This window comes from Chitinophaga sp. (assembly GCF_017745275.1).
GTDB lineage: Bacteria > Bacteroidota > Bacteroidia > Chitinophagales > Chitinophagaceae > Chitinophaga.
In genome coordinates this window covers 424,801-439,384 of sequence record NZ_JAGHZS010000002.1, presented here as the reverse complement: position 1 = coordinate 439,384, position 14,584 = coordinate 424,801, and the positions used below count along the sequence as shown (strand labels likewise).

15 protein-coding genes and 1 tRNA gene are annotated in these 14,584 nt (G+C 46.5%); 5 read left to right on the top strand and 11 right to left on the bottom strand.

What is annotated here, in order from left to right:
• Positions 1–75 precede the first annotated feature (75 nt).
• Together J7623_RS31740 and J7623_RS07555 are read right to left on the bottom strand one after the other, a co-directional pair.
• Positions 76–252, bottom strand: a complete 177-nt coding sequence (locus J7623_RS31740; protein WP_366838655.1) for an Arm DNA-binding domain-containing protein — start codon at positions 250–252, stop codon at positions 76–78.
• A gap of 255 nt (positions 253–507) precedes the next feature.
• Positions 508–583, bottom strand: a tRNA-Lys gene (locus J7623_RS07555).
• 114 nt (positions 584–697) lie between these two features.
• Here J7623_RS07555 and J7623_RS07550 point away from each other — a divergent pair.
• Positions 698–1,288, top strand: a complete 591-nt coding sequence (locus J7623_RS07550) for a YdeI/OmpD-associated family protein (RefSeq protein WP_291919142.1) — start codon at positions 698–700, stop codon at positions 1,286–1,288.
• 33 nt (positions 1,289–1,321) lie between these two features.
• Here the strand turns inward: J7623_RS07550 and J7623_RS07545 are convergent, their stop codons facing one another.
• The 5 genes from J7623_RS07545 to J7623_RS07525 all read right to left on the bottom strand — a co-directional run bounded on the left by J7623_RS07545 (position 1,322) and on the right by J7623_RS07525 (position 7,064).
• Positions 1,322–2,011, bottom strand: a complete 690-nt coding sequence (locus J7623_RS07545) for a nuclear transport factor 2 family protein (protein WP_291919140.1) — start codon at positions 2,009–2,011, stop codon at positions 1,322–1,324.
• Between the two features lie 229 nt (positions 2,012–2,240).
• Entirely contained in the window at positions 2,241–2,441 is a 201-nt protein-coding gene (locus J7623_RS07540) for a hypothetical protein (protein ID WP_291919138.1), read from the bottom strand.
• Between the two features lie 64 nt (positions 2,442–2,505).
• Entirely contained in the window at positions 2,506–2,874 is a 369-nt protein-coding gene (locus J7623_RS07535) for a YccF domain-containing protein (protein ID WP_291919136.1), read from the bottom strand.
• Between the two features lie 168 nt (positions 2,875–3,042).
• Positions 3,043–5,031, bottom strand: a complete 1,989-nt coding sequence (locus J7623_RS07530; RefSeq protein ID WP_291919135.1) for a hypothetical protein — start codon at positions 5,029–5,031, stop codon at positions 3,043–3,045.
• A gap of 158 nt (positions 5,032–5,189) precedes the next feature.
• On the bottom strand, positions 5,190–7,064 hold the full coding sequence (locus J7623_RS07525) for a M1 family metallopeptidase (RefSeq protein ID WP_291919134.1): 1,875 nt from the start codon (positions 7,062–7,064) through the stop codon (positions 5,190–5,192).
• A gap of 174 nt (positions 7,065–7,238) precedes the next feature.
• On the opposite strand from J7623_RS07525, the gene J7623_RS07520 reads away from it, so the two are divergent.
• On the top strand, positions 7,239–9,608 hold the full coding sequence (locus J7623_RS07520; RefSeq protein WP_291919133.1) for an ABC transporter permease: 2,370 nt from the start codon (positions 7,239–7,241) through the stop codon (positions 9,606–9,608).
• A 2-nt stretch (positions 9,609–9,610) separates the two neighbouring features.
• On the opposite strand, the gene J7623_RS07515 is transcribed toward J7623_RS07520, so the two are convergent.
• On the bottom strand, positions 9,611–10,597 hold the full coding sequence (locus J7623_RS07515; RefSeq protein WP_291919132.1) for a helix-turn-helix domain-containing protein: 987 nt from the start codon (positions 10,595–10,597) through the stop codon (positions 9,611–9,613).
• Between the two features lie 131 nt (positions 10,598–10,728).
• Here J7623_RS07515 and J7623_RS07510 point away from each other — a divergent pair, with 131 nt between their 5' ends.
• On the top strand, positions 10,729–11,577 hold the full coding sequence (locus J7623_RS07510; protein WP_291919131.1) for a thioredoxin family protein: 849 nt from the start codon (positions 10,729–10,731) through the stop codon (positions 11,575–11,577).
• The gene (locus tag J7623_RS07505) at positions 11,574–11,897 is read left to right on the top strand and encodes a hypothetical protein (RefSeq protein WP_291919130.1); all 324 of its coding nucleotides are present in this window, start codon (positions 11,574–11,576) and stop codon (positions 11,895–11,897) included. The genes J7623_RS07510 and J7623_RS07505 overlap by 4 nt, the downstream gene beginning before the upstream one ends.
• Before the next feature lie 95 nt (positions 11,898–11,992).
• Here the strand turns inward: J7623_RS07505 and J7623_RS07500 are convergent, their stop codons facing one another.
• Together J7623_RS07500 and J7623_RS07495 are read right to left on the bottom strand one after the other, a co-directional pair.
• On the bottom strand, positions 11,993–12,505 hold the full coding sequence (locus J7623_RS07500) for a GNAT family N-acetyltransferase (RefSeq protein ID WP_291919129.1): 513 nt from the start codon (positions 12,503–12,505) through the stop codon (positions 11,993–11,995).
• A gap of 96 nt (positions 12,506–12,601) precedes the next feature.
• A complete protein-coding gene (locus J7623_RS07495) occupies positions 12,602–13,615 on the bottom strand; it encodes an NAD(P)-dependent alcohol dehydrogenase (RefSeq protein WP_291919128.1) in 1,014 nt (337 codons plus the stop codon).
• A gap of 116 nt (positions 13,616–13,731) precedes the next feature.
• On the opposite strand from J7623_RS07495, the gene J7623_RS07490 reads away from it, so the two are divergent.
• Positions 13,732–14,118, top strand: coding sequence for a helix-turn-helix domain-containing protein (locus tag J7623_RS07490; RefSeq protein ID WP_291919127.1), 387 nt, complete (start codon positions 13,732–13,734; stop codon positions 14,116–14,118).
• On the opposite strand, the gene J7623_RS07485 is transcribed toward J7623_RS07490, so the two are convergent.
• Positions 14,102–14,584 (bottom strand): hypothetical protein, encoded by a 483-nt coding sequence (locus tag J7623_RS07485; protein ID WP_291919126.1) that lies wholly within the window; start codon positions 14,582–14,584, stop codon positions 14,102–14,104. The two genes, J7623_RS07490 and J7623_RS07485, sit on opposite strands and share 17 nt — an antisense overlap.

Here is a 14,584-nt window from a genome sequence, read left to right as displayed (position 1 = left end):
ATTACATGAGCGCACCACTATGTTTTATTCTTGTATGGTCCAATTTAGTGTTGCCAGAAAGTTCATTTTGTGCAATCAATCATTATTTTGATATCCGTGGGCGGAGGCATTCCATAATGCCGGGGTTACATACTGATACGTGGAAAGTTCTGCACGTTTGCCGCCTAGGCTGACGCGAAGATAAATAGCGGGCTTATGTTTTTTGTACGGCTCTTGTTGAGCCGGAAAAGAACAGAAAAACTGGTCATACACCACTTGTTTTAGTTTACCAAAATTGTTTCAATTGCACTTACCCTGACATCACTTAACATTGATCAAACGCAATACAGTATAGCATTTAAGACCAGTGACGGTTAGCACAATTTAATAAATCTATTGCTAACCTCAACGCTCACTTTTCTATCGTTACTTATCTTTTCACACATTTACCACTAAAAACAAAAAAACCTTGTAGAATTAGCTTCTACAAGGTTTTAATTACTTCAGAGTACTTACTTTTACTCCTGATGGTGATCCCCTTGGGACTCGAACCCAAGACCCATACATTAAAAGTGTATTGCTCTACCAACTGAGCTAGGGAATCGTTTCATTTATTGGGAGTGCAAAAGTAATAATTATTCCATTACTTCCAAATTTTTCTTAAAAAATTTTATAACTGACATGCATACACGCTAATCAATACCCTATCTTCGTAGCTATGACAAAGCCTAAGGAAACACCCAAAGAATTACCCGTATTGGCCTTCGAAACCCAGGAGCAGTGGGAACAATGGCTGGCTGAAAATCATACACAAACAGATGGTGTATGGCTGCTCATGTATAAAAAAGATTCTAAAATCCCTTCCATCAATTATGCCCAGGCATTAGACGAAGCCCTCTGCTACGGTTGGATTGATGGTATGTCAAAGTCAAGGGATGCCGTATCTTTTGTACAGAAATTTACCCCCCGCCGCGCAAAAAGCATCTGGTCCGAAAGGAATACCAAACATATAGAACGCCTCACCTCCTTAGGCAAAATGAAGCCCGCAGGCTTTGCACAGGTAGAAGCAGCAAAAGCCGATGGACGCTGGGACGCCGCTTATGCCGCCTCCCGCGATGCCACTATCCCGGAAGACTTCATGACTGCACTGAATAAAAATAAAAAAGCAAAAGCCTTCTTCGAAACACTGAATAAACAAAATTTATTCGCGATTTATTTCCGGTTGCAAAGTGCCAAGAAACCGGAAACAAGAGACAAACGCATCAAAACGTTCATCGAAATGCTGGCGAAAGGAGAAAAATTTTATTAAGCCCCCTCGTTCAATAACGAAGGGGCTTACCCATTATATCATGCCATTTGTATGAGGTAGTACTGATGGCACCTTTTGCGCCACCCGCCAATGTTCCGCCACCAAATGTTGCGTTACACGGCAGATATCATAAAATACCGCCGGTTGACCATCCAATATGCCGGATGATTGCACCAGCACAAAATTCCCCTCCCCTATGATGCGATGTACCGTCCGCTCCTGCGGGAAAAACGGCATCACATCATGATTCACATAATCCGGCGCCAGCAAAGCCCTATCCGGTTGATCGAAGAAACGTTGCATCAACTGCTTGTTTTCTGCCGTCTGATCAATTGCGGTAATGGTGGAAGTACCACTCGTCAGGCTGCCGCCCACCGGCTGCTCCTGTGTCGCCTCCCAGTGTTCAGCCAGCTTCCCCGCTTCGAGGCGATAGAGATCCACAACAGCCATTTTCCTGCCCATAAAGGCGATATCCATGTGCAGCATTACATAATCCCCTTCTGCAATAGTGCGTACAATAGGAGACGCCTGCCCTGCCGGTGGGGCCGGTAATTGCTTCAACTGACTAATGGCTTCCCGTAATCCGGCCCTGCCATCTTTTACCTGTGGACTGTGTTGAATATAATTTTCATGTAGAAAGATATCCACTGCATCTGCATTCCGCTCTCCTATCAATTGCTTCACTGCTGCCAATACAATGGCCCTGTTATTTATGATCGTCATTTTATTTATTTTTTTGGAAGATAAAAAGCTTGTCCATGGCGCCATTGCGCTGGAAAAACCAGTGATGTTAGCTGGAGAAATTAGTGAAAGGAAACCCCGTTCCCTTTCGGGAAGAACGGATCTTTAATGATCAGGATCAGATATGTGGAGATAATAACGATGCTATAAACATACAAAAAAAAGCGTGTCTGGTTACCCAGACACGCTTTTTTTTTATTTCAATGGGAGCTTATCCCATGGCATTACTGTAAATACCGTTTGCTTTGTCCTTTGCTTTTTTGGTGTACTTACGCATGGTACCAATCGAATCTTGTACTACATCCCGGGCGTCGTCTATCATTTGTTCTCCGGGATAACGCTTCCTGAGATACAATATCACCAGGGAAGCAGCAGTTCCTACTGCAGCGGCGGCAATTAATATCTTTTTCATATTCCAGGTTTTAGTCTGAAATATCCAAAACCAATAGTCATGCCAACGCCGGCATACACAACCGTTAGTAAATCTCCTTACCAAAAGGAGTAAAGCTAAGACTCATCAACTTAAAATGCTGGCGGCCAAAGGGAATACCAATAATCGTGATGCAAAGCAGCAACCCAAATCCAAGGTGCGTCAAAGCAATCCAGATACCGCCCAGAAATATCCATATAATGTTGAAAATAGTAGACAGGCAACCAGTTTGTCCCGGCACATCCCGCACATGACGCCCAAAGGGCATCAATGTAAAGAAACCTATTTTAAAACACTGCAACCCAAAAGGAATACCGATAATTGTCAGGCATAGTAAAAAGCCGCTGACCATATACTGCAGAAATGTAATAAAGCCCCCAAAGATGAGCCAGATAATGTTACCAATTAAATTCATCTGCCAAATGTATAACGGAACACCGAAATTTACATGCATACACGATAACTTCTGCAAAAAAATAAGTATCCGCTTTTACAGCCCAACAGGTAATAAACAGCTTTTAGTAAAAATGCAGCGGAGAACATATAGTATGTTCTCCGCTGCATTTTTACTAAAAGCTAAAAGCTAATGGCTAAGTGCTACCTTCAACACGTCTTTCCCATTCCAGTCTTTCGCCCACACCTGTTTTCCTTTATCCGTTACCGTTACTTTCAGTTGTTTACCTGAACGCTTTACCATAATATCCATATCGGCGCCAAATGCCCGGATATGGCGCAATGCCATCTGGTTCCAACTGGCCGGCAAACGCGGACACATTTCAAACTCACGCAACCCGGTAGGCACCATTCCAAAAAGCCCTTCAGTAATCACGCGGCAATACAACGCGCTTTCTGCGGAGAGATGACGCTGGCCTCCCTCCGGCCACGCTTCTACAGGATAAGGTACATGCTCGCCCAGCAAACGCTGACGGGTGTAATAAGCCAGGTATTTCAGCGTAGTATCTGTAGCTCCCGCGAAAAATAGTCCGCGGAACGCATACAAGGTAGAACGATCCCAGAATGTATGATCTCCTGATGCAGTAAGAATGCCGTTATGCGTCCACAGGTAGGGAGAGAGCAATGCTTTCATGGTAGCATCGCGGCGCCCGTTGATACCCATTACCAGTGGCAGGCAGATCCAGGAACGCAATACAGTGTTCTCTTCGTAATAACGATAGGTATCGAAACCCTGTACATTATGACCAAAGAATTGCTCAATATCACGTCCCATTTGTTGCTGACGGTTACGGTATAATGTAGCCGTTGCTGTATCACCCAATGCGGTAGCTACACAAGCGGCGCTCTGATAGGCACCATACGCGAGCGCATTCGTAGACAAATTAGCTTTTCCTGCCGGGAAACGGCCCTCCAGCTCATCTGCATCAGAGGTGATAATACCATCCGGCCTTTTATGCAGCTCGAGGTATTGCAGGCACCAGTTGATCAGCGGATATAATTGTTTTGCGGTTGCAGTGTCGCCCGATGCCAGCGCAAAACGTGCCGCGCCATAGGCTATCATGGCCTGATCGCCGCGATCACCGGCACCATTCCAGTATCCATCTCCCTCAGCAATCACAGAACTGGGGATAGGCTTATAATCTTTATTCATGTAGCCGGCAAACAAGCGGAAACTGTTTCGGGCAGATTCATTACCGTTGGCGTTTCCCAGGAAAGGAAAAAACGGGTTGGCATATTCCGCCTGGTCATTGGCCCAGATAGCAGCGTAATAAGCACCACCACCAGGACCATGCATTAACCCTGCCTTGGTATCGTAGATGCTTTCTGTTGCACGGATTTTGGCAAATGCAAAGCCACGGTTAATCGTATCGTTCGGTGTTTCCAGCACCAGGTCCTGCATCAGCTCCTGCACAAAAGCCGTTCTGCGCGCCAGCTCATAAGCCGGTGAAAAATAATAAGCAGGCGTATTGATTTTGCGGGCAGCATAAATGATAGCCAGCGAATGTTTTTCGCCCGGAGCCAGGTCGAAGCTGCCATAACCGGTTACAGCGGATTGTATCACATATTCTCCGTACACCCCTTTCGCGGCATCGGTATGTTGCTCCTTCACCAGGCTATCTACCTGTACATGGCAGGTACGTGCGCTGTTATTTACCAGCTCCCGCATTTGAATAAACCCGGCCTTATCCACGGATGGAAATAATATATCCGTTACCGTTATCCCGGTATTGGTACGGGCATGTACCTGTAATATACTTTTCAGATAGAAGTCCGTCGGCAATACTTTTAATGCCGCTCCATCTACTGTAATAGCCGGCAACTCCGTACCATCAAAATTTACTTTCAGGCTGGCATGGGTGTTATTGGGAATGGTGCGCAGCATGGGAAATACCAATTGCTTCTTCAGCAACAACTCCTGCTGATCATTAACCCCATAAGTGATAATGGCCGACAGTTGCTTACCGCTCATTTCAATATGATCGGTATGCGCATCATTTGATTTTAGCGTCTGACGGATACCGCCATCATTCGCCAGGGCCCAACGGGGCGACTGTGCACGGGTATATCCGGCCATCGCTAACCAGCAACCCATTACCAGAAAAAACCTGCTATTCATGTATAAATTATTTTGGAAAAAGGATGTCCATCCTGCCGCGAAATTAGCAGATCAAAAAAATAAAGTTCATGCAGATATTACCCCATTCCAAAAGGATATTAGCCTGAATAATAGCTTATCTTTTATCACCACCCGATTACCCGTAAATGCAACCTATTTTACCGTGTCCACACATTATCTTTCTCATTGGCATCCATAAATAAATTGCCCTCCAGCTTAATCGTGTTGATCTCTTTGGAATAGGGCAAGCTCAGGGTCACCTCTTTCTGATTCGCCTTCCATACGACCGGTGTCTGATGTACGGACTTAGTAGTACCATCTTTAAAAGTAATGACAACATCAAACGGCACAGCAAATCCACCGGTATTGACAATGTGCAGCGCCGCCTTTTTCCCGTTCAGCTTTACGTCGGCCAGGGTAAGGTCGATGTAGTTATTGCTGAAGTACCAGTTATTCCAGAACCAGTTCAGGTTTTCGCCGGCAGCAGTGTTGAAGGAGTAAAAATAATCCCAGGGAATAGGATGCTTGCCATGCCAGTTATCCATATAAGCGTGTAAGCATTTCCGGAATAAAGTATCACCCAGCAAGTCTTTCAGCGCCAGGTACGACAATGATGCCTTGCCATAGGAGTTACTGCTATAGCCCATGCCGCTCACCTGGTTGGACATAGAAATAATCGGCTGATCTTCTTCGGTAGAAGGATCATGGATATACCTGTTGACGCGGAACTTCCGGTAAAACTCATCTGCCGTTGCCTTTCCCTTCTCTGCTATCCCTATCAGGTATTCGAAAGTAGTGGCCCAGCCTTCATCCATAAAGGAGTAACGGCTTTCGTTGATACCCATATAAAAAGGGAAATACGTATGTGCGATCTCGTGATCCTGCACTAACTGCGCAAAACTGAGGTCGTCGCCTACAGAGCCATCATTCACCATCATCGGGTATTCCATATCAGCAAAGCCCTGCACGGCGGTCATTGTAGAAAACGGATAGGGTACGCCCGGCCATTTCCGGGAAAACCAGTTCAGGGCATTATGCGAAAATGCTACAGAATGACGGAAATCTGCCGACGTATCATGATAGGCCGCCTGAATGCTGGTGCGGCGCATGATGCTGCTGTCCACTACCACACTGGCTGCATCCCACACATAGTGATCACTGGTAGCGAAGGTAACATCTGCAATATGATTTGCGCTGAACTTCCAGGTATTATGCGGCTGTTGTATTGTTACTTCTCCCTGCTGCATTTCCTGCCGGTTGGCAATGGATGCGGTGATATCCGATGTCATAGCGCGTTTCAGCCGGTCGGCAATTGCCGGACGCAATACCTCCCCGGGGTTCAATAAGTTACCCGTACCCCAAACTACGAAGTTCTTAGGCACGGTAACGGCTACGTTATAATCATTAAAGTCACTGTAAAATTCTACGCGGTCGGTATGTTCCAGTCCATCCCATCCGTTATAATCATCGTACACGGATATCCTCGGATAAGCATATGCCATAAACGCGGTGGTACTGTCTATCATCCCTTCCCTGCCACTTAACACCGACAAATCATAATGCCAGTTGATATGCAGGTGAATACTATCTTTCGATGCCAGCGGCTTGGGGAAAGCTACCCAGGCGGTGGTGCCTGTATTATTATTAAAATCAACAGGGATACCATCGATGACCAAATGATCTATGCTAACGCCATCTGTCAAAAAATCCTTACTCACATAACCACTCCGGGGAGCCTGGTATTTATGCAGGTTAACGATAAGTCGCAGCATCATACCTTTTAATACATCGGGGCTGTTGTTGATATAAGTAATGGTCTCCTCACCGGTTACCGTTCTATCTGGCGGATTTACGGCCAGCTTAATATCGTATATGCCTTTATTCTGCCAGTAACGCCTGCCGGGAGCGCCGCTCTTGTCTCTTGTCTGGTTAACATATGCCTGTTTGATATTCCGCGGCATATACAATTCCTGCGCTGTTGCGATCGTGTTGACACCTACTAACAACAGCAGGCTATAAATAAGTTTGTTCATATGGTTCTGCTGATTTCAAGGGATAAAAATAGGAAAACCGGGTTAATAAAAACGACCACTACGTGTATTAAAAACGAACACATTACCATAATACATAAACTATAATCACTTTTATTATTGGCATTATTATATTCGGTATAATTTTCCGTTCGTTCGTTTCAAAACACCTTACAAATGCAGTTGTTAAAAATTACTTTCCGTCATTTACTGAAAAATAAGGGATACGCGGCCATCAATATACTGGGGCTGGCCATGGGTATGGCGGTTACCTTACTGATCAGTTTATGGATATGGGATGAGCTGTCTTTTAACCACTGGCATCCCCACCACAGCAGGATTGCACAGGTAATGGATGTGCAATCCATTAATGGTGAAAATACAACCAGCGAGGCTATTGCTATTCCACTAGCGAATGAACTGCGCAACAACTACGCGAACGACTTCAAAAAAGTAGCGATCCTCTTTCCTAACTTCATTCACGCCGTAGCAGTGGGCGATAATAAATTGTCTCAGTCGGGCGTATGGGTACAGCCGGATTTGCCGGAAATGCTGTCGCTGAAAATGATCTACGGCAGCCGCGATGCATTGAAAGATCCTGCTGCTGCACTGATCATCCATTCACTTGCAAAAGCATTATTTGGAGATATAGATCCTGTTGGCAAAGGCTTCAAACTGGATAACCGCACTGACTTACAGGTAGGCGGCGTATTTGAGGACCTGCCACAAAACACCACCTTTCACGATACCAACATGTTCCTGGCCTGGGACAAAGCCATCAGTACCCTGCCCTGGCTGAAAGATGCGCAAGACCAATGGGATAACCGCTACTGGAAATTATATGTAGAGTTGAATGATCACGTAGACATCAACACTGCCAACGCTCATATTAAAAACGTGGCGCAAAAATATATCAGGGGTGGCACGGAAACTTTATTCCTGCATCCGATGGACCAATGGCACCTCTACAGTGAATTCAAAAACGGACAGGTAACAGGTGGCCGCATCCGGCTGGTGTGGTTGTTTGGCGTAATCGGTGCATTGGTACTGCTACTTGCCTGCATTAACTTCATGAACCTGGCCACTGCCCGCAGTGCAAAAAGATCCAAAGAAGCGGGCATACGCAAAGCCATCGGCGCCACCCGCACACAACTGATACAACAGTTTTTCACGGAATCGCTGATACTATCGTTTCTGGCGTTAATGGTGTGCATGATGATGGTATATACCCTGCTGCCATTATTCAACCGGCTCACAGAAAAACAACTCAGCATCCCGTTTACACAACCAACATTGTGGCTGTGGTTACTGGCCTTCACGCTCTTCACCGGCCTCCTTGCTGGCAGCTACCCGGCTATCTTCCTCTCTTCTTTCCAACCTGTGAAAGTATTAAAAGGCCATGCAGCTCCCGGACGTTTTTCCCTGCTTCCCCGCAATATCCTGATGGTATTACAATTCAGTGTATCTATTGCATTGATTATTGGCACCGTAATTATTTATCAGCAGATACAATATGGTAAAAACCGGCCTGTTGGCTATAACCGGCAAGGCCTTATTAATGTGACCATGAGTACCGGCGAAATGTATGGCGCACCTTATGATGCGCTCAGGACTGCACTGCTGGAAACCGGCGCTGTAGCAGATATGGCAAAATCAGATATTCCTTCTACGCAAAACCCGGACTATAAAACGGATGTTACCTGGAAGGGAAAACCCGCCGGCAGCCAAACGCCAATAGGTGTGATCGGCGTTACACACGACTATGGTCATACCGTTGGCTGGCAGATCAAAGAAGGCCGCGACTATTCCCGCAATTACGCCACAGATACCGGCGCACTTGTGATCAACGAAGCCGCTGTAAAGCTGATGGGGCTACAACGTCCGGTAGGCCAAACCATTTACCTGAACGGCGCACCACGCATTATTAACGGCGTTGTGAAAGATATGATCATGGAATCGCCCTATGCACCCGTGGCACCGGCTATTTTCAGCCTGCAGTATGGAATGATGAATGCCATGACCGTACGTATCAACCCGGCCATGTCTATGCAGGAGGCACTGGCGAAAATGGCGCCGGTATTCAAACGGTTTAATCCCGGCGGTCCGTTCGATTATACTTTTACAGACGACAACTACGCCCGCAAGTTTTCAGATGGAGAGCGCATTGCCCGCCTGGCCACTGTGTTTGCAGTGCTGGCTATTTTTATTTCCTGTTTGGGGGTATTAGGGCTGGCGGCATTCCTCGCAGAACAGCGCACGCGGGAAATAGGAATCCGCAAAGTATTGGGCGCATCCGTGGCACATGTATGTGTGTTGTTATCGAAAGATTTTGTAAGACTGGTGGTGATTGCGCTGCTGATAGCTTCCCCGGCGACTTACTACCTTATGCAGTATTGGCTGCATCATTATGCATACCACACCACCGTTTCCATCTGGCTGTTTGTGGGCGCCGGCGCCGGTACTATCCTGCTTACTTTATTGACGGTGAGTTATCAGTCGGCCAAAGCAGCCTTTATGAATCCGGTGAAAAGCCTTAAAACAGAATAGCCTCAATTACTCAGCTCAGATACCGACCGGCAATACTTCCGGCGGTACTCCTGTGGCGTGAGGCCGGTAATTCGTTTAAACACCTGCCGGAATGTTTTGAGATCGTTGTAACCGGCGTTATACATCAGCGTGCTGATGTTCTGGGAATTTTTCTCCAGTTCTTTTTTAGCGGATTCTATTTTCACGCGCTGCAGGTATTCCAGTGGTGTATTTTGTGTAGCCACTTTAAACCGGCGTATAAAATTGCGTTTGCTCATATTGGCCTGCCCTGCAATTTGCTCAACAGAAATTTGCTGATCGTAATGTGCTTCAATGTAGGCCTGGGCTTTCAGGATCTCCTCGTCTTCATGTTGCCGTTGTCCCTGGAAAACCGCGAAATGAGATTGGTTCACCCGGTCCATATCAATCGAAAACATTTTGCTGGTCCAGATGCTGGCATCGCGGCCACAGAATTTTTCAATCAGGTATAACACCAGGTTTAAGGAGATGAAAGCACCACCACTGGTGTAGATACCTTCCTGGTCTGTCATTACCTTATCCGGCAGGATGGTGATATCCGGATAGCGATTGCGCATATCTTCCAGCGCCATCCAATGCGAGGTGCAGGACTTACCTTTCAGCAGCCCTGCTTCAGCCAGGAAATAACTGCCCAGGCATAAGCTGGCTACTTCTGTGCCCCTGGCGTGCATGGTAGCCAGCCAATCCACCAATGCGCTGTTTTTGCGTAATACGGCATCCGGTTCACCCGCAAATGCAGGCGCCACAATAAGATCGGTATGCGTTACTTCATCGATGGTTTTGTAACAGATAAACTGCGCCGGGAGCTGCAGTTGGATGTTCTTCACTTTTTCACTAACCAGCTCTACATTAAAAGCAGGCTCCTTTCCAATCTGCGCCAGGTACCGGTTTACGCCTATCAGCATATCCATAGCGCCAGACACACAGGATAAAACGGCATCTTCATAAATCAGCAGAGAAACTGTTTTCATGGTAAAAAAGGTATGATCTGGTACAAAAGTAACGGATTTTAATGGCACAAATGCCCCCCAAATTAGGCGTGTTTGCACACGCGAAGTGTGAGCGGAAGAGTAGACATTTGTAAGACCTAAAATATAAAATCATGAGTACAAACGTAACGACTGGTTTTAAACCATCCATAGTTGAACCCGGTCTCCCACACAAAATAGTTTCTCCTGAAGAATGGAAAGCCGCCAGGATAAAATTCCTGGAAAAAGAAAAGCAGTATACGCGTTTACGTGATGAGCTCACCCGGGAACGTATGGCACTGCCCTGGGAAAGAGTAGAGAAAGAATATGTTTTTGATAGCCCCAATGGTAAAGTCACTTTATCTGATCTTTTTGATGGCCGCAGCCAGTTGATCATACAACATTTTATGTTCGGCCCTCATGAAAAAATCGGTTGTGTAGGCTGTTCTTTTTCTGCTGACTCTATCAACGGTGTATTAACTCACCTGGAGCATCACGATGTATCGCTGGTAGTGGTGTCAAGAGCATCGATCCCTGTATTGGAAGCCTTTAGAAAGCGTATGGGCTGGCAATTCAGATGGGTATCTTCCGGGAATAGTGATTTCAACTACGACTACCACGTATCCTTCCACAAGGAAGAACTGGAAAGCGGAAAGGTATATTTCAACTATGGCATCCTGGAGAATTTACCTACCCATGTAGAGGATCTTCCGGGGTTGAGTGTTTTTTATAAAGATGAAGAGGGTAATATCTACCATACTTATTCAACCTATGCCCGTGGTGGCGAATTACAACTGGTAGCTTACAATTACCTGGATATTGCGCCACTGGGCCGTAATGAAACAGATCAAAATGGCGGGCTCACGTCGTGGGTGCGTCACCATGATAAATACGATGAGAAAGGCTATGTAGATGATACTGGCAGGTATCATGCAGATGAAAAACCTGGCTCCTGCTGCAGCGGGGAAGAACATGCGTCATGAAAACGAATTGTTCGTGCGGAAGCGCTACGGGCAGCTCTTCCCACAAAACAACGGTTGCACACCCCACAGGTCCGCTGACATTCCGGCAACGTATCGTTAAAACTGTGCGATGGCTTTTACCGGGCATAACACTCGCATTGTTGCCGAAGTGCCCCATATGTCTGGCTGCTTATGTAGCCCTGGGTACCGGCATCGGATTGTCTGTAACCGCCGCCACCTGGCTGCGTACAGGACTTGTGGTGCTGTGCATCGGCTCCCTGATTTACCTCGTGATGAATAAAGTGTTGTCGTTATACAAACGGCGTAGGAATAGCTTTTAGCTTTTAGCCATTAGCTTCTAGCTTCTAGCAAAATGCAGCGAATGATTAACATATATAGTCTTCGCTGCATTTTGCTAGAAGCTAGAAGCTAATGGCTAAAAGCTAATATCAAACAACATCAGCTCCATTGTTTCTCCCGGAGGCTGAATAGTGCCCTGTAATGTAAATCCGGAGCGCTCCAGCAGTCGCACTGACCGGTGATTGCCCGGCTGCGTAATAGCAAACAACCTGGGCAATTCGAGTTGTTGCTTTGTATACTCCATCGTAGCGGTAGCAGCTTCATACGCATAACCATGCCCTTCTGCTTCCGGCAAAAATGCAAAGCCCAGATCGGGTTGTTCCAGGTATCTTCTCTTAAACAATCCGCAAATGCCGATAGGTTGCCCCGTTTCTTTCAGTACTACTACCCAGGCGCCATATCCTTGTTCTGCGTATAGGCGTAACAGGTTGTTCATGATATAGCGTTGCGCATCCGCCAGCGTTTTCACTTGCCGATCGCCGATGTATTGCAGCCAGGTAGGAGTATTCAGCAATTCCAATACGAAGGTATCATCGGTAGCTGCGAAGGTGCGCAACTGTAACCGCGGCGTTTCAAATAGAACTTTCATGCAAACAGGTTATTACGACTCCTTACAAAGTATAATTTTCCTGCGAAGGAAACAAATAAGCAGCCGTAACAATCCTGTTTTTCTATATCACAACTATTACAACCCCGAATGATCTATGACGATTTTGCCAAAATATTTCCCCTGCATATAATAGCTAAATGCCTCCGGCGCTTCCTGAAAGTCAAACACCCGGTCGATCACCGGCTGCAGCTTGCTGGCAGCGATCACTTTGTTCAGGGCAGTAAACTGCGCTTTACTGCCAATGGCTACAGGGATGATGTTTACCATACCATACTTTACAAGGTTAATATCCACCAGCGTAGCGCCGTCAGCTACACCACCTATTACGGCCACTTCCCCATTGATAGCCGTTGAACGGATAGATTGCTCCGTTGTTCCTCCACCTACTTCAATTACATGATCTACGCCTTTTCCTCCGGTGTATTCACGTACCACCTTGTGCCAGTCGGGCTGCTGTTGGTAGTTAATTACTTCATCCGCACCTAACGCTTTTAACTTCGCGGCCTTTTCTGTAGTGGACGTAGTGGCTATTACCCGGGCGCCTGCTGCTTTTGCCAATTGTAATGCAAACAACGACACTCCGCCGGAACCCAATGTCAGCACAGTTTCACCGGCCACCAGTCCACGACCACCACTGAGTGCGTTCCATGCAGTTAAGCCCGCACACGGAATAGCAGCAGCCTCTGTATAGGATAAATGCGGGGGCATAAGTAACAGTGCCTGCTCCGGCAATACCACGTATTCCGCGAGCATACCATCCTTTGATCCTCCCAGCTGTGTGGCATACTCCATACTGAAAGCCCCATCCTGCCATTCGGGAAATACCTGCGCCATTACCCGATCCCCCGTTTTAAGGGTCGTCACGGCACTACCAACAGCCACCACTTCCCCGGCGCCATCGCATAATGGGATCACGTCCGTTTTTACCGGTAATGGATAAAATCCTTTGAGTATCATGATTTCGCGGTAGTTGAGCGAACTCGCTTTCACCCGGATGAGGACTTCCCGCGGGCCGGGAACCGGGATAGCCTGTTCTTTAAGGGTTAAGCCTTCTAATCCTGCACCTAAATTTATGTGGTAACTTTTCATATCTTATTTTTATCGTTTATCCATCGTGAACAATCATACAAAAGTCGCCAGTGATCGTTACTTTTACAAGAACGAACAAAAATGTAAGCATCTGGTTAAAGTCTAAAAATTACCCTATGAGAAAAACGCAATCTACCAACTTCGAAAACCGCCAAAAGATCATTGCTTCCTGCCCTATTTCGTATACTTTAGCTTTAATAGAAGGACGATGGAAGCCCATGATATTACATCAGCTGTTTTCCGGCATATGCCGCTACAGCGATATTAAAAAAGCCATTCCTATAATTACAGAACGTATGCTCACCGCCGAATTGAAGGAACTGGAGCGGCGGGAGCTGGTAGAACGCATCTCTCATGAAACAGCGATGCTGAAAGTAGAATATTGTTTAACTGCGCGCGGCGAATCACTCCGGGCAGTGTTCCAGCTATTATGGAAATGGGGTAAAACAGATATGGTGACACATGCCAGCGCTGATATGGAACAGGTTAGTCCTTTCCCGTGAGCCGGTCCAGCTGGCGCTGGTAGTCGTATTGCAGGTCCTCGTGCTGCGCGGCAATTACCTTCGCTATTTTCTTCAACTGTTGCTCATAGAGGTTATTTAATTGTATACTATAGGAAGATAATAAACCTGCCTGTTTCATTTTAGTACAGAAATAAATCAGCAATTCTGCCTCTGCCTGTTTGGAGCCGGTATAACGTATATGCTTATTCGTGATCCGCAATATTTTCCTCAGGCGCTTTTTGGCATGGTATAATTTATCGCCGGCCATCTCCGTAAACCCGTTGTCTATCTCCACTTTTACGGCATCTACATATCCCTGTTCATTGTGTGCTTCGAACAACAGGTAGGTCAGCAGTTCTTTGTTATCGTTTTTATATTTTGCCAGTCGCAAACAGAGGGCCGACAACTCCGCCGGTGCCAGCGTGCTCAGTTCCTTCTTTATTTCGCTGATAGTCGCAGCTTTCAT